A 19,604-nucleotide genomic window follows, 5' to 3' on the forward strand; every position below is an offset into this window, starting at 1 on the left:
GTAAGGAACGGCCCCGGCATCCGCCGGGAGCACGACGCCAGCGAAAACAAGGAACAGAACAATGAAGGTCAACCCCAGCGTCAAGCGCATCTGCGACCACTGCAAGATCATCCGCCGCCACGGCAACGTGATGGTCATCTGCAGCAGCAACCCCCGCCACAAGCAGCGCCAGGGCTAGTCCTCCGGGACTCCCGGCGCTCCTGCGAGGAGCGCGGGCGGGAAACCGCCCAGCAGCACGGCAACACACCACCCCGCAACGTCAGAAATCGCGCAGCGCCCCGGGTCTCCCGGGGTGAACGGCGAGGACACCTTCGGTCGGAGGCCGAGGCACCGACGTTGCTTCACACCTCCACTCACTCACAGGAGAAGCCACCATGGCACGTCTGGCAGGAGTAGACATCCCGCGCGAGAAGCGCGTGGAGGTCGCACTGACCTACATCTACGGAGTCGGCCGCACCAGCGCGCTGAAGACGCTGAGCGACACGGGGATCGACGGCAACATCCGCGTCAAGGACCTCACCGACGACCAGCTCGTCGCGCTCCGCGACTACATCGAGGGCAACTACAAGGTGGAGGGAGACCTCCGCCGCGAGGTCGCCGCCGACATCCGCCGCAAGGTCGAGATCGGGTCCTACGAGGGCATCCGCCACCGTCGTGGCCTCCCGGTCCGTGGACAGCGCACCAAGACGAACGCTCGCACCCGCAAGGGCCCGAAGCGCACCGTCGCCGGCAAGAAGAAGGCCGGCCGCAAGTAACGCGGGCGACACGGACCTAGAGGAGATAACAAGTGGCTACCCCCAAGTCGGCCGCGCGCAAGCCGCGCCGCAAGGAGAAGAAGAACATCGCTGTGGGCCAGGCCCACATCAAGTCGACGTTCAACAACACCATCGTGTCGATCACCGACCCCGCCGGGGCCGTCATCAGCTGGGCCTCGTCCGGTGGAGTCGGCTTCAAGGGCTCGCGCAAGTCGACGCCGTTCGCCGCCCAGCTCGCTGCCGAGTCGGCCGCGCGTCAGGCGCAGGAGCACGGCATGAAGAAGGTCGACGTCTTCGTGAAGGGCCCGGGCTCGGGTCGCGAGACCGCGATCCGCTCGCTCCAGGCCGCAGGCCTCGAGGTCGGCTCGATCAACGACGTCACCCCGCAGGCGCACAACGGCTGCCGCCCGCCGAAGCGCCGTCGCGTCTAACGCAGCACTCGCAGCCGTCGGCCGGCCGAACGAAGCGCTCTCCAGCGCGACGTGAGGCCGGCCGGCGGATCGCGCATTTCTTTCACAACTTCAGACTCGCAAACGCACGTGTCATATAGCGGACACGTGATCGAAAGGAATCAACAGTGCTTATCGCACAGCGTCCGACGCTCACCGAGGAGAACATCTCGGAGTTCCGTTCCCGCTTCGTCATCGAGCCCCTCGAGCCCGGCTTCGGCTACACGCTCGGCAACTCGCTGCGTCGCACCCTGCTGTCCTCCATCCCCGGCGCCGCTGTCACCAGCATCCGGATCGACGGAGTCCTGCACGAGTTCACGACCGTCCCGGGCGTCCGCGAGGACGTCACCGAGATCATCCTGAACATCAAGGGACTCGTCGTCTCCTCCGAGCACGACGAGCCGATCACCGCCTACCTGCGCAAGCAGGGCGCCGGCCAGGTCACCGCCGCCGACATCTCGGCTCCGGCCGGTGTCGAGATCCACAACCCGGACCTCGTCATCGCGACCCTGAACGACAAGGCGAAGTTCGAGCTCGAGCTCACCATCGAGCGCGGCCGCGGCTACGTGTCGGCGACCCAGAACCGCAGCGAGTTCTCCGAGGCCGGCCAGATCCCGGTCGACTCGATCTACTCGCCCGTGCTCAAGGTCACCTACCGCGTCGAGGCCACCCGTGCCGGCGAGCGCACCGACTTCGACCGCCTCGTCGTCGACGTCGAGTCGAAGCCGGCGATCACGCCGCGCGACGCCATCGCGTCGGCCGGTCGCACGCTGACCGAGCTGTTCGGACTCGCCCGCGAGCTGAACAACGCGGCCGAGGGCATCGAGATCGGCCCCGCGCCGGTCGACGCCGTCCTCTCGACCGAGCTGTCCATGCCCATCGAGGACCTCGACCTCTCGGTGCGCAGCTACAACTGCCTCAAGCGCGAGGGCATCAACAACGTCAATGAGCTCGTCGCCCTCTCGGAGACGCAGCTCATGAACATCCGCAACTTCGGTCAGAAGTCGGTGGATGAGGTCAAGGAGAAGCTGACGGAGCTGGGCCTGTCGCTGAAGGACTCGGTCCCCGGGTTCGACGGCGCCCACTTCTACAGCTACGACGACGAGAGCATCTAGGTCTCCGCTCCGGCGTTCGACCTTCTGACACCCCTTTAGTACTGGAGTAAAGCCATGCCCAAGCCCACGAAGGGCCCCCGCCTCGGAGGCGGTCCCGCACACGAGCGTCTGCTGCTCGCGAACCTGGCCGCGGCCCTGTTCACGCACAAGAGCATCAAGACGACCGAGACCAAGGCCAAGCGCCTGCGTCCCCTCGCCGAGCGTCTGGTGACGTTCGCGAAGCGCGGCGACCTGCACGCCCGCCGCCGCGTCCTCGCGACCATCGGCGACAAGAGCGTCGTGCACGAGCTCTTCACCGAGATCGCGCCGCTCGTCGCCGAGCGTGAGGGCGGCTACACCCGCATCACGAAGATCGGTCCCCGCAAGGGCGACAACGCCCCGATGGCCGTCATCGAGCTCGTCCTCGAGCCCGTGACGCCGAAGGTCAAGAAGTCGCGCACCGGCGCCGCTCCCGTCTCGGCTCCGGTCGAGGACAAGACCGTCGTCGCGGACGCCCCTGCCGAGGACGCCACTGTCGAGGAGGCGCCCGTCGCCGACACGACCGAGGCCGACGCGACCGTCCAGGACGCGCCCGTCGAGGACGCCCCGGTCGAGACGACCGCCGAGACCAAGTAGTCCCGAGCGCGTCTCGAGAGCCCTCCGCCCCCTCGGGGACGGGGGGCTCTCGTCGTTCCCGGCCGTGGCACTCTGCGTGCTCGGTGGCGCGGAACGTCGCTTACGATGGCGGGATCGTCCCGACAGAGGGTCGGGATGCGTCCGGTACCCCGGCCCCCGTCCTCGTCGGCCAGCAGGAGGAGTTCCGTGCGCGCGCACCATGCGGTCCTGCTCCTCGCCGCGACGGCCCTGCTGACGGGCTGCTCCTCCGTCGGCGTCGTCGACGTCCCGGAGTCGGCGGGCACGACGGCGCCGGATGCGGTCGCCGCCCCCGAGTCCGTGCCCAGCGCGACCGCTGCGACCGTCGCGCCGTCGGCTCCCGCCCTCGACTGCTCCGCGGCACTGCCCGCCTCGGCGGTCGAGACGGCGGTCGGACTGCCCGCCGGAACGGCCGTGCTCGTCCAAGCGGAGGACTCCTGCTCCTACGGCATCGCCGGCAATCCGTCCGCGGTCCTCGTCAGCGTCGGGCCCGCGCGGCTCGCGGAGACGTTCGCCGGTGCGGGGGAGGCCGTCGGCGCCGTGCCGGCTCCGCTGGGGGAAGCGGCCTACCGGCTCGAGGGCTCGGCGGCGACACCGTCCCAGCTGGCCGTCCTGGCGGGCGGCTACGAGCTGCACGTCGAGTCCTTCGTCGGAGACCAGGAGGTCCTCGCCGACTGGGCGGTGGCCGTCTTCGACTCGCTCGGCGTCCGGCTCTCGGCCGGCTGATCCGGCGACCCGGAACGGCCCGGCGGACGACCTAGACTCGTCGGGTGCTCCACCGCGTCCGCCTCGATCTGGCCTACGACGGCACCCACTTCGCGGGCTGGGCACTCCAGCCCGGCCTCCGCACGGTGCAGGGCGTCCTCGAGGACGCCCTCGGCGTGCTGCTGCGCTCGGAGGAGCGGACGGTGGTCACCGTCGCGGGCCGCACCGACGCCGGCGTGCACGCGAGCGCGCAGGTGGCGCACCTGGACCTCACGCCCCAGCAGTGGTCGCGGCTGAACGGCAGCCCGCGGGCCGGCACCGAGAAGGTCGCGCCGGAGGTCGTGCTCCAGCGCAAGCTCCAGGGGATCCTCGGTCAGTACTCGGACCTGTCCGTGCACCGGGTGACCCGGGCGCCCGAGGGCTTCGACGCGCGCTTCTCCGCGCGCTGGCGGCGCTACGAGTACCGGCTCGCCGACCGCACCTCGCTGCGGCGGCCGCTCGAGCGCGGCTTCACGACCTGGATCAACGAGGCGGTCGACGAGGGCGTGATGGCGCAGGCGGCCGAGTCGCTGCTCGGCCTGCACGACTACGCCTCGTTCTGCCGCGCGCGCGTCGGAGCCACCACCATCCGCAGCCTCCTCGACTTCACCTGGGAGCGGGACGAGGACGGCGTGCTGCACGCCCACCTGCGCGCCGACGCCTTCTGCCACAGCATGGTGCGCGCCCTCGTCGGCTCCTGCGTGGCCGTGGGGATCGGCAAGCTGGAGGCGGGCGAGCTCCCGCTGCTGCGCGACGCCGCCCGCCGCACGAACGCCTTCGCGGTCATGCCGGCGCGCGGCCTCATCCTGCGCGAGGTCGATTACCCTGAGGACTCGGAACTGGCCGAGCGGGCCGTGCTCACCCGGGTGAAGCGCACCCTGCCCGGCGGGGACGCCCAGGGGGAGGACGACGAGTGATCCGCAGGAACCACCGCGCGAGCGCGCTGGTCGCAGCGCTCGTCCTGCCGGCGGCGCTGCTGCTGGCAGGCTGCTCGTCGTCGGCGATCGACGTGCCGGACCGGGCGCCCGCCGCCGCGGTCGACTCCACCGCGCCGACCGCCGTGCCCACCGCGGTGCCGACCACTCCCGCGGCCGAGCCGACCACCGGTGCGACGATCGAGGTCCTCGACTGCGCCGCGGTGCTGCCGGTGACGGCGATCGAGGCGGCCCTCGAGTTGCCCGAGGGCTTCGTCACCGCCTCGGACCAGGGCTCGGGCTGCGCTTGGGCGATGGCGGGCAACCCCGCCGCGCTCGTCCTGCAGACGGCGACCGGCGCCACCACCGCCGACGTCGCCGCGCAGGAGTCCGAGGCCCCCGTCGAGCCGAGCGGGCTGGGCGACGCCGCCTTCTTCCGCGCCGGCGACCCGGCGGTCGACCCGGCCGCCACGGTCGTCGTGCTCGCCGGGGACCGGCTGCTCTCGCTCCGCTCCTACGTCGGCGGCCAGGCCCCGCTCGAGGAGCTGGCGACCGAGGTCCTGGCCGCGCTGGGGCAGGACGACTCCTGACCCGGACCGCCCGGGGGAGCGCGGCGGCGAGCCCGTGAGCTTCCGCTCCGGTGCGGATTGCTGTACTGTCGACCCTTGGTGTTCTCGGCCGCGTGCCGGCACCCGAAGTTGAGCCCTCCACCGGATCGGTTCGGCCCCCTCGCGGGTCGAACGGCCACGGAGCGGGATTCACGAACTCCTCACTCCGATCAGAAAGCAGCACTCACGTGACTCGCACTTTTTCTCCGAAGCCGGCTGACGTCCAGCACGACTGGATCGTCATCGACGCGTCCGACGTCGTGCTCGGCCGTCTGGCCACCCACGCCGCTGCGCTCCTGCGCGGCAAGCACAAGCCGACGTTCGCGCCGCACATGGACATGGGCGACTTCGTCATCATCGTCAACGCCGAGAAGGTTGCCCTCACCGGCCAGAAGCTCCTCCAGAAGAAGGCGTACCGCCACTCCGGCTACCCGGGCGGCCTCACGGCCACCACGTACGCCGAGCTCCTCGAGAAGAACCCGATCCGCGCCGTCGAGAAGGCCATCCGCGGAATGCTCCCCAAGAACTCCCTCGGTCGTGCGCAGCTGCGCAAGCTGAAGGTCTACACGGGCACCGAGCACCCTCACGCGGCTCAGCAGCCCAAGGCGTACGCCTTCACCCAGGTCGCCCAGTAGGCTCCGGCCCTCCCCGACACCCCAGACTTCGAAGACAAAGGATCACCTACACCGTGGCGAAGATCGCAGACCAGATCGACGTGGCTCCCGAGAGCTACTCCACCGAAAGCCCGGCCACCGAGGCGTCCTCGACGCCCCGCGCCGTCCTCAACGTCTCCGGCGCAGCCGTGGGCCGTCGCAAGCAGGCCATCGCCCGCGTGCGCCTGGTCCCGGGCTCCGGCAGCCTGACCGTGAACGCCCGCGAGTTCGCGGAGTACTTCCCGAACAAGCTGCACCAGCAGCTGATCAACGACCCGTTCAAGGTCCTCGACCTCCTCGGCTCGTACGACGTCGTCGCGAAGATCACCGGCGGCGGCCCCTCCGGCCAGGCCGGTGCGCTCCGCCTCGCGATCGCGCGTGCGCTGAACGAGATCGACCGCGAGAACAACCGCGCCATCCTGAAGAAGGCCGGCTTCCTCACCCGCGACGCTCGCGTCATCGAGCGCAAGAAGGCCGGTCTCAAGAAGGCCCGCAAGGCGTCCCAGTTCTCGAAGCGCTAGTCGCTGCGGCCCCCGTGGCCGCCGATCAGCAGCTTGAGAAGGGGACTGGCATCATGCCGCGCCTGTTCGGAACAGATGGCGTCCGTGGCCTCGCGAATCGCGACGTCACGGCCGACCTGGCCCTCGGCCTCGCTCAGGCGGCCGCCCGTGTACTCGGTGCGGCCGCCCGGGCGGAGGGCCGTCGGCCCCTCGCCGTCCTGGCCCGCGATCCTCGGATCTCGGGCCAGTTCATCGGTGCCGCCGTGGCGGCCGGCCTCGCGAGCGCCGGCGTCGACGTGCTGGACGCGGGAGTGATCCCGACGCCCGCCGCCGCCTACCTCATCGCCGACGAGAGCGCCGACTTCGGCGTGATGATCTCGGCGTCGCACAACCCCGCCGCCGACAACGGCATCAAGTTCTTCGCGGCCGGCGGCCGCAAGCTCCCGGACGAGCTCGAGAACCGCATCGAGGCGGCTCTCGGCGTCCCGCCGCTCACGCCGCTCGGCCCCGACGTGGGCCGCATCCGCCGCTTCGCCGACGCCGAGGACCGCTACGTCCTCCACCTGCTCGGCTCGCTCGGCAGCACCCGCCTGGACGGACTGCACGTGGTCATCGACTGCGCGCACGGCGCCGCCGCGGGCATCTCGCCGGAGGTCTTCACGGATGCCGGCGCGACCGTCACCGTGATCGGCAACGATCCGGACGGCATCAACATCAACGACGGGGTGGGCTCGACCCACCTCGACCACGTCGCCGAGGCGGTCCGCGAGGCGGGCGCCGATCTCGGCATCGCGCACGACGGCGATGCGGACCGCTGCCTCGCGGTCGACGCCGAGGGGCGCGTCGTCGACGGCGACCAGATCATGGCGATCCTCGCGACCTCGATGGCCCGTCGCGGCGTCCTCCGCGACAACGTGCTCGTCGCCACGGTGATGAGCAATCTCGGCCTCAAGACCGCGATGGCCGACGCCGGCATCCGCGTGATTGAGACCGGCGTGGGCGACCGCTACGTGCTCGAGGCGATGAACGACGGCGGCTACTCGCTCGGTGGCGAGCAGTCCGGCCACGTCATCATGAGCCGCTTCGCGACGACCGGCGACGGCGTCCTCACCGGGCTGCAGATCGCGGCCGAGGTGGCGCGGACCGGCAAGTCGCTCGCCGAGCTCGCCTCGGTGATGCGGGTGTTCCCGCAGACGCTCGTCAACGTCCGCGGCGTCGACCGCGAGGGCGTGCACGACGACGCCGTCATCGCGGCCGCCATCGCCGAGGCGGAGCGCGAGCTCGGCACCGGCGGGCGCGTGCTGCTGCGGCCCTCCGGCACCGAGCCGATGGTGCGGGTCATGGTCGAGGCCTCCACCAAGGAGACCGCCGACCGGCTGGCCGAGTCCCTCGCGGCCGTCGTGCTCGAGCAGCTGCGCGTCGCGGCCTAGCGGCTGCAGCCGCCGCTGACGCGGGGATCTCGACACGCCCCTGCGGGGCTGATCGACCAGCATGCTTCGATCAGCACGCTTCCGCCGCGCACTCAGATCTTGCGGAGGAGCACCGAGGAGACGGTGTGGTCGGCCTGCTTGCGCAGGACGAGGCTCGCGCGCGAGCGCGTGGGCCGCACGTTCTGCAGCAGGTTCGGCTCGTTGATCGAGGACCAGATGCTGCGGGCCCGCTCGCGCGCCTCGTCGGGCGTCAGCGAGGCGTAGCGGTGGAAGTACGAGTTCGGGCTCGCGAAGGCGCCCTGCTGCAGCGCGAGGAACCGCTCCTCGTACCAGCGCGCGATGTCGCTCGTCCGGGCATCGACGTAGACCGTGAAGTCGAAGAGGTCGCTGACGGCGAGGCCGTGCCCGGGCGCGGGCGGCTGCAGGACGTTCAGTCCCTCGACGATCAGCACGTCCGGTCGCCGCACCACGATCTCGGCGTCGCGGACGATGTCGTAGGAGAGATGCGAGTAGAACGGAGCACGTACCTCGGCCGCCCCGCCCTTCACCTCCGAGACGAAGCGCAGGAGCGCGCGGCGGTCGTACGACTCCGGGAAGCCCTTCCGGCTCATCAGCCCGCGCCGCTCCAGCTCGCTGTTCGGCAGGAGGAAGCCGTCGGTCGTCACGAGCTCGACGCGCGGGGTGTCGTCCCAGCGGGCGAGCAGCTCGCGGAGCAGGCGGGCGATGGTCGACTTGCCGACCGCGACCGACCCGGCCACGCCGATCACGAACGGGGTGGGCTGCGCTCGCTCGCCGAGGAAGGTGCTCGTCGCCCGGTGCAGCTGGCGCGCGCCGCCGGCGTAGAGGGTGAGCAGCCGGGACAGTGGGAGGTACACCTCGGCGACCTCGGTGAGGCTCAGCCGGTCGCCCAGCCCGCGCAGCTGCACGACCTCGGTCTCGCTCAGCGGCAGCTCGGTGCTGCGGGCGAGCTCGGCCCAGTCGGAGCGGACGATCTCGACGAACGGGGAGGGGTGCGCCTCGCGCCCGGGTTCGCGAGCTGACGAGGACATCTGCACGATCCTAGCGGCCGTCGCGGCTCGGCCCCGTCGCCGCAGGAGCGCCCCCGCGCGCGATTAGGATCGAGCCCATGTGTGGAATCGTTGGATACGTCGGCGCGCGCGACAGCCTGGCCGTGCTGCTCGGGGGACTGAAGCGACTGGAGTACCGCGGGTACGACTCCGCCGGTGTGGCCGTGATCGACGCCGACGGCCGGATCGACAGCCGCAAGCGCTCCGGCAAGCTCAGCGTCCTCGTCGACGACCTCGAGGCGCACCCCCTCGCGCAGGGCACCACCGGCATCGGGCACACCCGCTGGGCGACGCACGGCGGCCCCACCGACCGCAACGCGCACCCGCACCTCGCGGACGACGGGCGCCTCGCCGTCATCCACAACGGCATCATCGAGAACTTCCAGCCCCTCAAGGAGGAGTTGCTCGCCGAGGGCGCGGTCTTCGAGAGCGAGACCGACACCGAGGTCGCCGCGCACCTCATCGCCCGCGAGCACCGCCGCACCGGCGACCTCGTGCTCGCGTTCCAGGCCGTCGTCGCGCGCCTCGAGGGCGCCTTCACGCTGCTCGCGCTGCACCAGGACCAGCCCGGCGTCGTCGTCGGCGCGCGCCGCAACTCGCCGCTCGTGATCGGCCTCGGCGACGGCGAGAACTTCCTCGGCTCCGACGTCGCCGCGTTCGTCGAGTTCACCCGCCGCGCGGTCGCGATCGGGCAGGACCAGATCGTCACCATCACGCCCGACGCGGTGACCGTCACCGACTTCTTCGGCAACGCGGTCGAGACCGAGCCGTTCGAGATCGCCTGGGACGCCTCCGCCTCCGAGAAGGGCGGCTGGTCGAGCTTCATGGCCAAGGAGATCAGCGAGGGCCCGGAGGCCGTCGCCAAGACACTCCTCGGCCGCATCCAGGACGGGGCGATCGTCCTGCCGGAGCTCGCGTCGCTCGACGCGACCCTCACCGACATCGACCGCATCACCGTGATCGCCTGCGGCACCGCCGCCTACTCCGGCATGGTCGCCAAGTACGCCATCGAGAAGTGGGCGCGCGTGCCGGTCGAGGTCGAGCTGAGCCACGAGTTCCGCTACCGCGACCCGGTGCTGACTCCGCGCACGCTGGTCGTCTCGATCAGCCAGTCCGGCGAGACCATGGACACGCTGATGGCCGTGAAGTACGCCCGCGAGAAGGGCGCGAAGACGCTCTCCGTCTGCAACACCCAGGGTGCGACGATCCCGCGCGAGTCCGACGCGGTGCTCTACACCCACGCCGGCCCGGAGGTCGCGGTCGCCTCGACCAAGGCGTTCGTCGCGCAGATCGCGGCGCTCTACCTCTTCGGCCTGCACCTGGCCGCGGTGCGCGGCGCGGCCACGCCCGAGCTGATCGCCTCACAGGCCGCGCAGCTCGCGGCGATCCCGGAGAAGCTCTCGCGCGTGCTCGACGCCTCGGAGGCGATCGCCCAGCTCGCCGGCTGGATGGCGGACACCCGCGCGGTGCTCTTCCTCGGCCGCCACGTCGGCTACCCGGTGGCACTCGAGGGCGCGCTCAAGCTCAAGGAGCTCGCCTACATCCACGCCGAGGGCTTCGCTGCGGGCGAGCTCAAGCACGGGCCGATCGCGCTGATCGAGCCGGGGCAGGTCGTCTTCGTCATCGTGCCGAGCCCGAGCGAGTCCTACGAGCTGCAGCGCAAGGTGATCTCGAACATCCAGGAGATCAAGGCACGCGGCGCCCGGGTGATCGCGATCGCCGAGCAGGGCGACGCCGCCGCGATCCAGATCGCCGACGAGGTCGTGCCGATCCCGCTGGCCGACCCGCTGTTCGAGCCGCTGCTCGCGGTGACGCCGCTGCAGATGTTCGCGATGGAGCTCGCCTCGGCGAAGGGCCTCGACGTCGACCAGCCGCGCAACCTCGCCAAGTCGGTCACGGTCGAGTGACCCTGCCGTGATCGTCGGGATCGGCGTGGACGTGGTGGATCTCGCGCGCTTCGAGCGGGCGATCTCCCGCACGCCCCGGCTCCGCGAGCGGCTGTTCGCCGAGAGCGAACGCGACCTGCCGACGGCCTCGCTGGCCGGTCGGTTCGCCGCGAAGGAGGCGCTGATCAAGGCGCTGGGCGACTCCGCCGGCGCGCGCTGGCACGACATGGTGGTCGAGCGGGACGAGCACGGGAATCCGTCCTTCGTCCTGCACGGCGCGGCTCGAGCGGCGGCGGAGTCGCGCGGGATCGCGCGGTTGCACCTCTCGATGAGCCACGACGCGGGCGTCGCCTGCGCGTTCGTGGTGGCCGAGTCGTGATCGCGCCGCTCGCCTTCCGCGAGGCGCTGATCGACCTGGACGCCGTCGCGGCGAACACGGCGAGGCTCCGCGAGCTGACCGCTGCTCCCCGGCTGATGGCGGTCGTCAAGGCGAACGCCTACGGGCACGGCGCCCTCGCGGTCGCGCAGGCGGCGCTGGCCGGCGGCGCGGACGCGCTCGGCACGGCCGATCTCGACGAGGCGGTCGCCCTCCGCGAGGCCGGGATCCTGGCGCCGGTGCTCTGCTGGCTGCACGACCCCGAGCAGGACTTCGACACCGCTCTCGAGCACGGGATCGAGGTCGCCGTCTCCTCGGTCGGTCAGCTCGACCGGCTCGCGCAGGCCGCTGAGGACCGCGGCGTGCGCGGGGCGGTGCAGCTCAAGGTCGACACCGGACTCAGCCGCAATGGGGCGGCGGAGGCGGAGTGGGTGCCGCTCGCGCAGTCCCTCGTGCAGCACGCGACCCGCGGCTCGCTGCAGCTCACCGGGCTGTTCTCGCACCTCTCCAACACCTCGCGCGAGGAGGACCTCGCGCAGCTCGCGCTGCTGCGCCGCGCGGAGGAGGTTCTGCGCGCGCACGGGACGCCGGCGCCGCTGGTGCACCTCGCCGCCACGGCCGCGGCGCTCCGCCTGCCGGAGGCGCGGCTCGACCAGGTGCGCACCGGCATCGGCGTGTACGGGCTCTCGCCGTTCGACGACGAGACGTCCCTCGGGCTCGGCCTGGTGCCGGCGATGACCCTGCAGGGGCGGGTGGCCGGAGTGCGGCGGGTGCCCGCGGGGACGGGCGTCAGCTACGACTACGCCTACCGCGCGTCCGGCGAGACGACGCTCGCGCTGGTGCCGTTCGGCTACGCCGACGGGATCCCGCGCGCCGCCTCCGGTGTCGCCGAGGTGTCGATCGGCGGGCGCCGGCACCGCATCGCCGGGCGGGTGGCGATGGACCAGTTCGTCGTCGACGTCGGGGATGCTCCCGTCGCGGTCGGCGACCCGGTGACGCTCTGGGGCGACCCGACCACCGGTGTGCCGTCGGTCGACGAGTGGGCGCGCTGGTGCGGCACCATCAACTACGAGCTCGTCACCCGGGTCGGGCACCGCGTTCCGCGGAGGACGGTCGGCGGCTCCGCGGGAGGCGTCCGTGCCTGAGCGGGACTGGTTCGCCGACCGCACCGTCGAGATCGCGGATCCGGAGGCGATGGAGGGGCTCGGCCGCTCCCTCGGCGGGGTGCTGCGCGCCGGTGACCTGCTGGTGCTGACCGGGCCGCTCGGGGCGGGCAAGACGACCTTCACCCGCGGGCTCGGCGAGGGGCTCGGGGTGCGCGGGCCGGTGACCAGCCCGACCTTCGTGATCGCGCGGACGCACCCGCCGCTGCACGGCGGCCCGCCGCTCGTGCACGTGGACGCCTACCGCGTCGGCTCCGCGGTGGAGCTGGACGACCTCGATCTCGACCTCGAGCACTCGGTCGTGGTGGTCGAGTGGGGCGCCGGTCTGCTCGACGGCGTGGCGGACTCGTGGCTCGACATCGTCCTGGAGCGCCCGACCGGCGGCTCCGACGCCGAGGACGGCGAGGAGCCCATCGAGCCGCGCACGGTGCGCTTCCGCGGCACGGGCTGGCGCTGACCGCTCTGCTGACGGCGGGTCTCGAGACGCCGCTGCGCGGCTGCTCGACCAGCATGGTGGGGGCGCGCGCCACGCGCTTCTGCTCGCTGTCTGCTGATCGAGGAGCCCTCGGAGAGGGCCGCCGTCATGCTGATCGAGTAGCCCTCGAAGAGGGCGTATCGAGATCCACTGTCGTCCGGTGGGCGGGTCTCGATACGCCGCTGCGCGGCTACTCGACCAGCATGATCTGCATGCCGATCGAGCAGCCCTCGGAGAGGGCGTATCGAGACCCACCGAGCGACTGCGGAGCGCCGCAGGCTCCTCGGCCGGTGCCCCGTCGCCCGCGGGTACCCTGTCAGGGTGCTGCTCGCGATCGACACCTCCTCCGGAACCTCCGTCGCCGTCGTCGGCGCGGACGGGGCGGTCCGGGCCGAGCGCACCGAGACCGACACCATGCGGCACGCCGAGGTCGTCGGCCGGCTGATCGAGGAGGCCCTCGGGGCGGCCGGCATCGGCCCGGACGCGATCGAGGCCGTCGCCGTCGGCATGGGCCCCGGCCCCTTCACCGGACTCCGGGTCGGCATCGCCGCAGCCCGCGCCTTCGCGTTCGGCCGCGACGTGCCCACCCTGCCGGTCGTCTCGCACGACGCTGTCGCGCTCGGCGCGCTGCGCCACGGCCGTGCGGACGGTTTCCTCGTCGTCACCGACGCGCGCCGCCGCGAGCTCTACTGGAGCGCCTACGCCGGCCTCGACGAGCAGGGCCTGCCCGTCCGCACCGCCGGACCCGGCCTCGACAAGCCGCCCGCGCTGCCCTTCCCCGAGCTGCCCCGCCTCGAGGCGGAGACGGTGTCCGCCGCCGAGCTGGGCGTCGTGGCCGCGCTCACCCGCGCGGCCGGCCGCGACCCCGCGGCGGACGAGCCGCTCTACCTCCGCTCGCCCGACGTCACGCTCTCCGCCGGTCCCAAGCGGGTCACCGCGTGAGCGCGGAGCTGCGCGACGCCACCGTCCACGACCTCGACGCGATCATGGCGATCGAGGAGTCCGAGTTCACCAGCGACGCCTGGTCCCGCACGATGATGCGCGAGGAGATCCGCAGCCGGCACACCCGCTACCTGGTCGCCGAGGACGCGGGCGAGGTGGTCGGCTACGCCGGGCTGCTCTGCCCGGTCGGCGCGCACGAGGGCGACGTGCAGACCATCGCGGTGCTCGCCTCCGCGCGCCGCACCGGACTCGGCAGGCGCCTCCTGCGCGCCCTCGTCGCCACCGCCGCCGAGCGCGGTGCCCGCGAGGTCTTCCTCGAGGTCCGTGCCGACAACCCGGCCGCCCAGTCGCTCTACCGCTCGGAGGGCTTCGAGGAGATCGGGGTCCGCCCCGCCTACTACCAGCCCGACGACGTCGACGCGCTCGTGATGCGCGCGCCGATTGCCGCCCCTCGACAGGAGTCGCCATGACCGCCGGTCCGCTCGTCCTCGGCATCGAGACCAGCTGCGACGAGACCGGGATCGGCATCGTCCGCGGCACGACGCTCCTCGCCAACACCATCGCCTCGTCGATGGAGGAGCACGCTCGCTACGGCGGCGTCGTGCCCGAGGTCGCCGCCCGCGCGCACCTCGAGGCGCTCGAGCCGACGCTGCGGACGGCGCTCGCCGAGGCCGGCGTCACGCTGCAGGAGCTGGACGCGATCGCGGTCACCAGCGGCCCCGGGCTCTCCGGGGCGCTGATGGTCGGCGTCGGCGCGGCCAAGGCGCTCGCGGTCTCGCTCGGGAAGCCGCTCTACGCGGTCAACCACCTCGTCGGGCACGTCGGGGCCGACGTCCTGCGCGCCGACGGCGGCGAGGGCGGCCCGGTCGAGGTGCCGACCATCGCGCTGCTCGTCTCGGGCGGGCACACCTCGCTCCTGCACGTGCGCGATCTCGTCTCCGATGTCGAGCTGCTCGGCGAGACGATCGACGACGCGGCCGGCGAGGCGTTCGACAAGGTCGCCCGCGTGCTCGGCCTGCCCTACCCCGGCGGCCCGCAGATCGACCGCGTCGCCGCCGACGGCGATCCGCGGGCCATCCGCTTCCCCCGCGGCCTCACCCTCCCGAAGGACAGGGAGAAGCACCGCTACGACTTCTCCTTCTCGGGGCTGAAGACCGCCGTCGCGCGCTGGGTGGAGAAGCGCCAGGACGCGGGCGAGGAGGTGCCGGTCGCCGACGTCGCCGCGAGCTTCCGCGAGGCGGTCGCCGACGTGCTGCTCACCAAGGCGATCGCGGCCTGCGTCGACCGGGAGGTGCCCCGGCTGCTGCTGGGCGGGGGAGTGGTCGCCAACGCGCGGGTCCGCGAGCTCGCCGAGGAGCGCTGCGCGGCGGCGGGCATCGCACTGCGGATCCCCCCGCTCTCGCTCTGCACCGACAACGGCGCGATGATCGCGGCGCTCGGCGCCCAGCTGATCGAGGCGGGGCACGCGCCCTCGAGCCTCTCCTTCGGCGCCGACTCCACGCTGCCCGTCACTGAGATCCAGGTGCGCTAGGCGCTCTACCGCAGTGCCGTCTCGCGTCACAAGCGCCGTCCAGGGTTTTGACAGCCCTCCGGGGACGCTGCCACTCTGAGCGCATCCACTCGTTCCTGATCAAGGGGGATCTTCCATGACTGCTCCGTACACGCCCGCATCCGACCGCTACAACATCCTGGCGATCATCGGCTTCATCGCCTCGTTCTTCATCGCGATCGTGGGGATCGTCCTGGGCTTCATCGCTCTCTCGCAGATCAAGCGGACCGGAGAGAAGGGCCGCGGACTCGCGATCGCCGCCGTCGTGATCGGCTTCGTCGCGATCATCGTCTACATCGTCCTGTTCGTCACCCTGTTCTCCCTCGCAGGCATCGCGGGCACGACGAACTACTGATCCACTCCGCCCCGCCCTGCACGGCGGGGACGGCGGAGCGCTCGAGGAGGGCGACGTGAACGACGAGTCCACCGGCGATCCGGCATCGGGGTCGGTGCCGCCCCCGCCGCCGCGGTACGCGCCGCCCTCCGGAGCACCGTCCCCCGCCTCCGCTCCGCCGCCGGCGGCTGGCGGTGCCGCGTCCGGCTGGACCGGGGAGGCCGTTCCCTCCGGAGCCCCGGGCGGCCCGGAGGCCTTCGACGGCGCCGCGCATCCCGGCGCTCCCGCACCGCGCCCGCCGCTGAACGGCCTCGCCGTCGCCGCCCTGATCTGCGGCATCCTCGGGCTCGCGCCCGCCGCGATCGTCCTCGGGCACGTCGGCTTCGCGCAGGCGCGCCGCTCGGGGCAGCGCGGCCGCGGACTCGCGATCGCCGGCTTCCTCCTCGGCTACCTCGCGCTCGTGCTGCTGCTGGTCGGCGCTCTCGCCTACTCGGCCTTCGTCGGCGGACTCCGGACGGACGGCTACCTCCCGGCCTGAGCCGGTCGGCGGCCTCGTTCTAGACTTCGAGGCATGAGCGACAGCAGCCGGCCCGGGTCCGACGACCGACAGGGCCCTCCCGTCCCCCCTGCTCCCCCCGTGCCGCCGGCGCCCCCGGCCCCGCCCGTGCACTCCGGTGGCACTCCGGTGCCCCCGGCCCCGCCCGCGTACTCGGGCGGCACCCCGGCGGCACCGGGACAGGGTGCCCAGGACACCCCGCCGCCCGCGTACGGGACGCCGCTCCCGCCGGCCCCGAGCGCCGCGCCGCCGCAGTACGCCTACGTCCCGGCACCCACGACGGTGCCCAAGACCCTGAGCCTCACCGGCATGATCCTCGGCATCGTCGGCCTGGTCATCTCGATCTTCGGCTGGGGCTTCGGCTTCATCCTGTCCGCGCCCGCGATCGTGCTCGGCTTCCTCGGCCGCCGTCGCGAGCCGGGAGCACGCGGCTTCGCGCTGACCGCGATCATCACCGGCATCGCCGGCGTCGTGGTCTCGCTGATCTACCTGGCCGTCACGATCGTGATCTTCGTGGTCGCCCTCGACGCGGCGACCTCCTCCTCCGGCTACTAGGCGCCGGCCCCCGGTCTCACACGACGCGCTCGGCGAGCAGGGCGCGGTGGCGCCCCTGGATCCTGGTGAGGATCAGGACGGCGCTGCCCCGCCCGGCCAGGCCGAGTTTCCTGCGGAAGCGCGCGGGGTCGACGTCCACGCCGCGCTTCTTGATCTCCAGGACGCCGATGCTGCGGGCGCGCAGCTCGCGCGCGAGGGTGCGCTCGTCCAGGGGCAGCTCCGCGAGCACGCGGAAGCTCCGCAGGAACGGCGACGCGGACGGCTCGTCGCCCGTGAGGTAGGCGATGCCGGGCGAGAGCATCCGCGAGCCGCTGGTGCGGGCCAGCTCGCCGAGCAGGCGCGCGCGGATGGCGGACCCGTCCGGCTCGTGCACGAACGCGCCTATTTCACCCACCTCCTCGTCGTCGCTGTCGGCCGGCGCAGTGAGCTCCACGGCGCCGGTCGCCGAGAGCAGGAGCGCGGACCGGCGGACGCCCGGCCGAGCGAGCGGACCGAACCACAGGCCCGTCTCGACGAGCTCGCCGTCCACCGACACCCACTGCGCCTCCGCGTCCGCGGGGATCCGCTCGCGGTCGAAGCCCGGCCCGAGCTTCACGCCCACGGGCCGCGCCTCGGCGAGGCCGAAGGCGAAGCCGAGCGAGGGGGAGTAGTCGTCGGGATCGTCGAGGCGCCGGGTCTCGCGGTGGCCGGCGGTGCGGCGGGCCGGATCGAGGTAGACGGCGTCGAAGCCGTCCAGGTCGAACGCCTCGGCGTCGCCGTGCACGGCCTGCGCGGAAGGGAACGGGGCGAGGTTGAAGCTGGCCAGGGTCGCGGTGATCTCGTCCGCGTCCACCGCGGTCACCTCGAGGTCGATGGCCGCCATCGCGAGGGCGTCGCCGCCGATGCCGCTGCCGAGGTCGGCGATGCGGGTGAGCCCGGCGGAGGAGAAGCGGCCGGCGTGCAGCGCCGCGACCCGGAGGCGGGTCGCCTGCTCGAGCCCGGCGTCGGTGAAGAGCATCGACCGGGCGAACTCGCCGAACTTCCCGGTCGCCTTCGCCCGCAGCCGCGCCTGGGTCAGCACGGCCGACACCAGGCCGGGGGAGTGGCCGGCGGAGCGGAGCGCCGCGACGGCGCGCACCAGGTCGTCCGCGCGGTAGCCGTCGAGCGAGTCGAGGAGCCGGAGGCCCTCGGGGGAGAGGAGCTCCACCAGCTCGGCGCGTTGCATCCGGCCATGCTAGGCCACGCCCTCCGCACGACGCGGCGCGCCTGCCTGGCACTCTGATTGCACGAGTGCCAGCGGAGCCTCTACAGTGGAGCTAGCACTCTCGGAGCGTGTCTGCCAACGGCGGCGCTCCGCCCCCGTCGTCGTCAAGAAAGAGGTCAACCGTGTCGGTGTCCATCAAGCCGCTCGAAGATCGCATCGTCATCAAGCAGGTCGAGGCCGAGCAGGTCACTGCTTCCGGTCTCGTCATCCCCGACACCGCCAAGGAGAAGCCCCAGGAGGGCGAAGTCGTCGCCGTCGGCCCCGGCCGCATCGACGACAACGGCAACCGCGTCCCGCTCGACGTGGCCGTCGGTGACAAGGTCATCTACTCCAAGTACGGCGGAACCGAGGTCAAGTTCGGTGGGGACGACCTGCTGGTCCTCTCCGCCCGCGACGTCCTCGCGGTCGTGGTCCGCTAGAGACGGATCCCCGAAGGGCCCGGCGACGACAGTCGCCGGGCCCTTCGTCGTGCGCCCGGTCCTCTTCGCGACCGGTGGCCTGATCCTGACGTCCGGTGACCGTTCCGGGCGGTCCGCGGGCGTCGGTCCTGCGTAGCATCGGACGGGTGCCCGCCTCCCGCCTCCCCGCCGATCCCGCCTCGCCGACGACGGGCGACGCCGCGGCCGGCGAGGGCGTGGAGGCCCTGCCCGTGAAGGGCGCCGGCGGCGCGCTGTCGTCGACCGGCCTCTGGTTCGGCTTCGCCGCCTACCTGCTCTGGGGCGCGATGCCGCTCTACTTCATCGCGATGGCCCCCGCCTCGCCGTTCGAGATCGTCGCGCTGCGCGTGCTCTTCTCGCTGGTCTTCTGCCTGCTCCTGCTCACGGTGACACGCAGCTGGCGCGGCTTCGCGGCGCTCTTCCGCGAGCCGCGGCTGCTCGGCGTGATGGCGATCGCCGGCGTGCTGATCTACATCAACTGGCAGGTCTACGTCATCGCGACGACCACCGGCCACGTGATCGAGGCGGCGCTCGGCTACTTCATGAACCCGCTCGTCACGGTGCTGCTCGGCGTGATCGTGCTGCGCGAGCGGCTGCGGCGGGCGCAGTGGATCGCGATGGCGATCAGCGCCGTCGCCGTCCTCGTGATCGCCGTCGGCTACGGCTCCTTCCCCTGGGTCTCGCTGGCGCTCGCCTTCTCCTTCGGTCTCTACGGCCTGGTGAAGAGCCGGGTCGGCGGCCGGATGGACGCGGTCAGCGGTCTCACGCTCGAGACGCTCTGGCTCACGCCGCTCGCGATCGTGCAGCTGCTGGTCGTCGGCTCGACCGTCGGGCTGACGCTGGCGACGGAGGGCACCGGGCACGCGCTCATCCTCGCCTCGGCCGGCATCGTCACCGCGGTGCCGCTGCTGCTCTTCGCGGGCGCCGCCCGGCGGCTGCCGCTCTCGATCGTCGGCTTCATCCAGTACCTGACGCCGGTGCTGCAGTTCGTCGTCGGCGCCTTCCTCCTGCACGAGGAGATGCCGCCGGAGCGCTGGATCGGCTTCGCGCTCGTCTGGGCGGCCCTGGCGATCTTCTCAGTGGACCTCGTCTCGGCTGAGCGCCGGAGGCGACGCGTGACGGCCGGACCTGCGGATCGCGTCGCGGGAGAGCGCTCCGACGACGAAAAGTAACGATCAGGTCGCGAAACGCATCTGAAACACCCCCGTATTGTTCACGGC

25 protein-coding genes are annotated in these 19,604 nt (G+C 72.3%); 23 read left to right on the forward strand and 2 right to left on the reverse strand.

The window, feature by feature from the left end:
• The first annotated feature begins 61 nt into the window (after positions 1 to 61).
• The 11 genes from rpmJ (at position 62) to glmM (ending at position 7,801) form a co-directional block, all read left to right on the forward strand.
• On the forward strand, positions 62 to 178 hold the full coding sequence (rpmJ, locus tag MT351_RS15250) for a 50S ribosomal protein L36 (protein ID WP_055787164.1): 117 nt from the start codon (positions 62 to 64) through the stop codon (positions 176 to 178).
• Positions 179 to 374: 196 nt separating this feature from the next.
• The gene (gene rpsM, locus MT351_RS15255; protein ID WP_056037260.1) at positions 375 to 755 is read left to right on the forward strand and encodes a 30S ribosomal protein S13; all 381 of its coding nucleotides are present in this window, start codon (positions 375 to 377) and stop codon (positions 753 to 755) included.
• A gap of 32 nt (positions 756 to 787) precedes the next feature.
• A complete protein-coding gene (gene rpsK, locus MT351_RS15260) occupies positions 788 to 1,186 on the forward strand; it encodes a 30S ribosomal protein S11 (protein WP_056037257.1) in 399 nt (132 codons plus the stop codon).
• A 146-nt stretch (positions 1,187 to 1,332) separates the two neighbouring features.
• Complete coding sequence (locus MT351_RS15265; protein ID WP_123445069.1) at positions 1,333 to 2,319, forward strand: DNA-directed RNA polymerase subunit alpha; 987 nt, start codon at positions 1,333 to 1,335, stop codon at positions 2,317 to 2,319.
• A gap of 54 nt (positions 2,320 to 2,373) precedes the next feature.
• The gene (gene rplQ, locus MT351_RS15270; protein WP_243582567.1) at positions 2,374 to 2,934 is read left to right on the forward strand and encodes a 50S ribosomal protein L17; all 561 of its coding nucleotides are present in this window, start codon (positions 2,374 to 2,376) and stop codon (positions 2,932 to 2,934) included.
• Between the two features lie 186 nt (positions 2,935 to 3,120).
• Entirely contained in the window at positions 3,121 to 3,678 is a 558-nt protein-coding gene (locus MT351_RS15275; RefSeq protein WP_243582568.1) for a hypothetical protein, read from the forward strand.
• Positions 3,679 to 3,722: 44 nt separating this feature from the next.
• Complete coding sequence (locus tag MT351_RS15280; protein ID WP_243582569.1) at positions 3,723 to 4,613, forward strand: tRNA pseudouridine(38-40) synthase TruA; 891 nt, start codon at positions 3,723 to 3,725, stop codon at positions 4,611 to 4,613.
• Positions 4,610 to 5,200, forward strand: coding sequence for a hypothetical protein (locus tag MT351_RS15285; RefSeq protein ID WP_243582570.1), 591 nt, complete (start codon positions 4,610 to 4,612; stop codon positions 5,198 to 5,200). The genes MT351_RS15280 and MT351_RS15285 overlap by 4 nt, the downstream gene beginning before the upstream one ends.
• A gap of 206 nt (positions 5,201 to 5,406) precedes the next feature.
• Positions 5,407 to 5,853, forward strand: a complete 447-nt coding sequence (gene rplM, locus MT351_RS15290; protein ID WP_123445074.1) for a 50S ribosomal protein L13 — start codon at positions 5,407 to 5,409, stop codon at positions 5,851 to 5,853.
• Positions 5,854 to 5,906: 53 nt separating this feature from the next.
• Positions 5,907 to 6,392 (forward strand): 30S ribosomal protein S9, encoded by a 486-nt coding sequence (rpsI, locus tag MT351_RS15295; RefSeq protein WP_123445075.1) that lies wholly within the window; start codon positions 5,907 to 5,909, stop codon positions 6,390 to 6,392.
• 53 nt (positions 6,393 to 6,445) lie between these two features.
• Positions 6,446 to 7,801, forward strand: coding sequence for a phosphoglucosamine mutase (gene glmM, locus MT351_RS15300; protein WP_123735040.1), 1,356 nt, complete (start codon positions 6,446 to 6,448; stop codon positions 7,799 to 7,801).
• A gap of 92 nt (positions 7,802 to 7,893) precedes the next feature.
• Here glmM and coaA read toward each other — a convergent pair whose 3' ends face one another.
• Positions 7,894 to 8,850 carry a type I pantothenate kinase gene (gene coaA / locus MT351_RS15305; protein WP_123445076.1) on the reverse strand — a complete coding sequence of 319 codons (957 nt, stop codon included), beginning with the start codon at positions 8,848 to 8,850 and terminating at the stop codon, positions 7,894 to 7,896.
• A 77-nt stretch (positions 8,851 to 8,927) separates the two neighbouring features.
• On the opposite strand from coaA, the gene glmS reads away from it, so the two are divergent.
• From glmS to MT351_RS15355, 10 genes are all read left to right on the forward strand, one after another.
• Positions 8,928 to 10,775, forward strand: coding sequence for a glutamine--fructose-6-phosphate transaminase (isomerizing) (gene glmS / locus MT351_RS15310; RefSeq protein ID WP_243582571.1), 1,848 nt, complete (start codon positions 8,928 to 8,930; stop codon positions 10,773 to 10,775).
• A gap of 7 nt (positions 10,776 to 10,782) precedes the next feature.
• Positions 10,783 to 11,133, forward strand: coding sequence for a holo-ACP synthase (locus tag MT351_RS15315; protein WP_243582572.1), 351 nt, complete (start codon positions 10,783 to 10,785; stop codon positions 11,131 to 11,133).
• Positions 11,130 to 12,275, forward strand: a complete 1,146-nt coding sequence (gene alr / locus MT351_RS15320; protein ID WP_243582573.1) for an alanine racemase — start codon at positions 11,130 to 11,132, stop codon at positions 12,273 to 12,275. Before MT351_RS15315 ends, alr begins: the two co-directional genes overlap by 4 nt.
• Before the next feature lie 49 nt (positions 12,276 to 12,324).
• Positions 12,325 to 12,750 (forward strand): tRNA (adenosine(37)-N6)-threonylcarbamoyltransferase complex ATPase subunit type 1 TsaE, encoded by a 426-nt coding sequence (gene tsaE / locus MT351_RS15325; RefSeq protein ID WP_243582598.1) that lies wholly within the window; start codon positions 12,325 to 12,327, stop codon positions 12,748 to 12,750.
• A gap of 339 nt (positions 12,751 to 13,089) precedes the next feature.
• Complete coding sequence (tsaB, locus tag MT351_RS15330; protein ID WP_132436026.1) at positions 13,090 to 13,710, forward strand: tRNA (adenosine(37)-N6)-threonylcarbamoyltransferase complex dimerization subunit type 1 TsaB; 621 nt, start codon at positions 13,090 to 13,092, stop codon at positions 13,708 to 13,710.
• A complete protein-coding gene (rimI, locus tag MT351_RS15335; protein WP_243582574.1) occupies positions 13,707 to 14,180 on the forward strand; it encodes a ribosomal protein S18-alanine N-acetyltransferase in 474 nt (157 codons plus the stop codon). The genes tsaB and rimI overlap by 4 nt, the downstream gene beginning before the upstream one ends.
• Entirely contained in the window at positions 14,177 to 15,241 is a 1,065-nt protein-coding gene (gene tsaD / locus MT351_RS15340) for a tRNA (adenosine(37)-N6)-threonylcarbamoyltransferase complex transferase subunit TsaD (protein WP_123735044.1), read from the forward strand. Before rimI ends, tsaD begins: the two co-directional genes overlap by 4 nt.
• 115 nt (positions 15,242 to 15,356) lie before the next feature.
• Positions 15,357 to 15,614 carry a DUF4190 domain-containing protein gene (locus MT351_RS15345; protein ID WP_123735045.1) on the forward strand — a complete coding sequence of 86 codons (258 nt, stop codon included), beginning with the start codon at positions 15,357 to 15,359 and terminating at the stop codon, positions 15,612 to 15,614.
• A gap of 55 nt (positions 15,615 to 15,669) precedes the next feature.
• Positions 15,670 to 16,131: a DUF4190 domain-containing protein gene (locus tag MT351_RS20360; protein WP_243582575.1), complete on the forward strand. Its 462-nt coding sequence runs from the start codon at positions 15,670 to 15,672 to the stop codon at positions 16,129 to 16,131.
• Positions 16,132 to 16,164: 33 nt separating this feature from the next.
• Positions 16,165 to 16,704 (forward strand): DUF4190 domain-containing protein, encoded by a 540-nt coding sequence (locus MT351_RS15355; protein ID WP_243582576.1) that lies wholly within the window; start codon positions 16,165 to 16,167, stop codon positions 16,702 to 16,704.
• A gap of 16 nt (positions 16,705 to 16,720) precedes the next feature.
• Here MT351_RS15355 and MT351_RS15360 read toward each other — a convergent pair whose 3' ends face one another.
• Positions 16,721 to 17,908 (reverse strand): class I SAM-dependent methyltransferase, encoded by a 1,188-nt coding sequence (locus MT351_RS15360; RefSeq protein ID WP_243582577.1) that lies wholly within the window; start codon positions 17,906 to 17,908, stop codon positions 16,721 to 16,723.
• 161 nt (positions 17,909 to 18,069) lie between these two features.
• Here MT351_RS15360 and groES point away from each other — a divergent pair, with 161 nt between their 5' ends.
• A complete protein-coding gene (gene groES / locus MT351_RS15365; protein WP_068251574.1) occupies positions 18,070 to 18,366 on the forward strand; it encodes a co-chaperone GroES in 297 nt (98 codons plus the stop codon).
• Between the two features lie 224 nt (positions 18,367 to 18,590).
• Entirely contained in the window at positions 18,591 to 19,556 is a 966-nt protein-coding gene (gene rarD / locus MT351_RS15370; protein ID WP_132436095.1) for an EamA family transporter RarD, read from the forward strand.
• The last annotated feature ends 48 nt before the right edge of the window (positions 19,557 to 19,604 follow it).

The organism is Rathayibacter sp. VKM Ac-2926, assembly GCF_022815565.1.
Classification (GTDB): Bacteria; Actinomycetota; Actinomycetes; order Actinomycetales; family Microbacteriaceae; genus Rathayibacter; species Rathayibacter festucae.

Bases quoted from the DNA above. Each gene is read 5' to 3' on its own strand.
- rpsM (WP_056037260.1), top strand. From the start codon at position 375: ATGGCACGTCTGGCAGGAGTAGACATCCCGCGCGAGAAGCGCGTGGAG.
- tsaD (WP_123735044.1), top strand. From the start codon at position 14,177: ATGACCGCCGGTCCGCTCGTCCTCGGCATCGAGACCAGCTGCGACGAG.
- MT351_RS15345 (WP_123735045.1), top strand. From the start codon at position 15,357: ATGACTGCTCCGTACACGCCCGCATCCGACCGCTACAACATCCTGGCG.
- rplQ (WP_243582567.1), top strand. From the start codon at position 2,374: ATGCCCAAGCCCACGAAGGGCCCCCGCCTCGGAGGCGGTCCCGCACAC.
- rpmJ (WP_055787164.1), top strand. From the start codon at position 62: ATGAAGGTCAACCCCAGCGTCAAGCGCATCTGCGACCACTGCAAGATC.
- coaA (WP_123445076.1), bottom strand. From the start codon at position 8,850: ATGTCCTCGTCAGCTCGCGAACCCGGGCGCGAGGCGCACCCCTCCCCG.
- glmS (WP_243582571.1), top strand. From the start codon at position 8,928: ATGTGTGGAATCGTTGGATACGTCGGCGCGCGCGACAGCCTGGCCGTG.
- MT351_RS15355 (WP_243582576.1), top strand. From the start codon at position 16,165: ATGAGCGACAGCAGCCGGCCCGGGTCCGACGACCGACAGGGCCCTCCC.
- tsaE (WP_243582598.1), top strand. From the start codon at position 12,325: ATGGAGGGGCTCGGCCGCTCCCTCGGCGGGGTGCTGCGCGCCGGTGAC.
- glmM (WP_123735040.1), top strand. From the start codon at position 6,446: ATGCCGCGCCTGTTCGGAACAGATGGCGTCCGTGGCCTCGCGAATCGC.
- MT351_RS15360 (WP_243582577.1), bottom strand. From the start codon at position 17,908: ATGCAACGCGCCGAGCTGGTGGAGCTCCTCTCCCCCGAGGGCCTCCGG.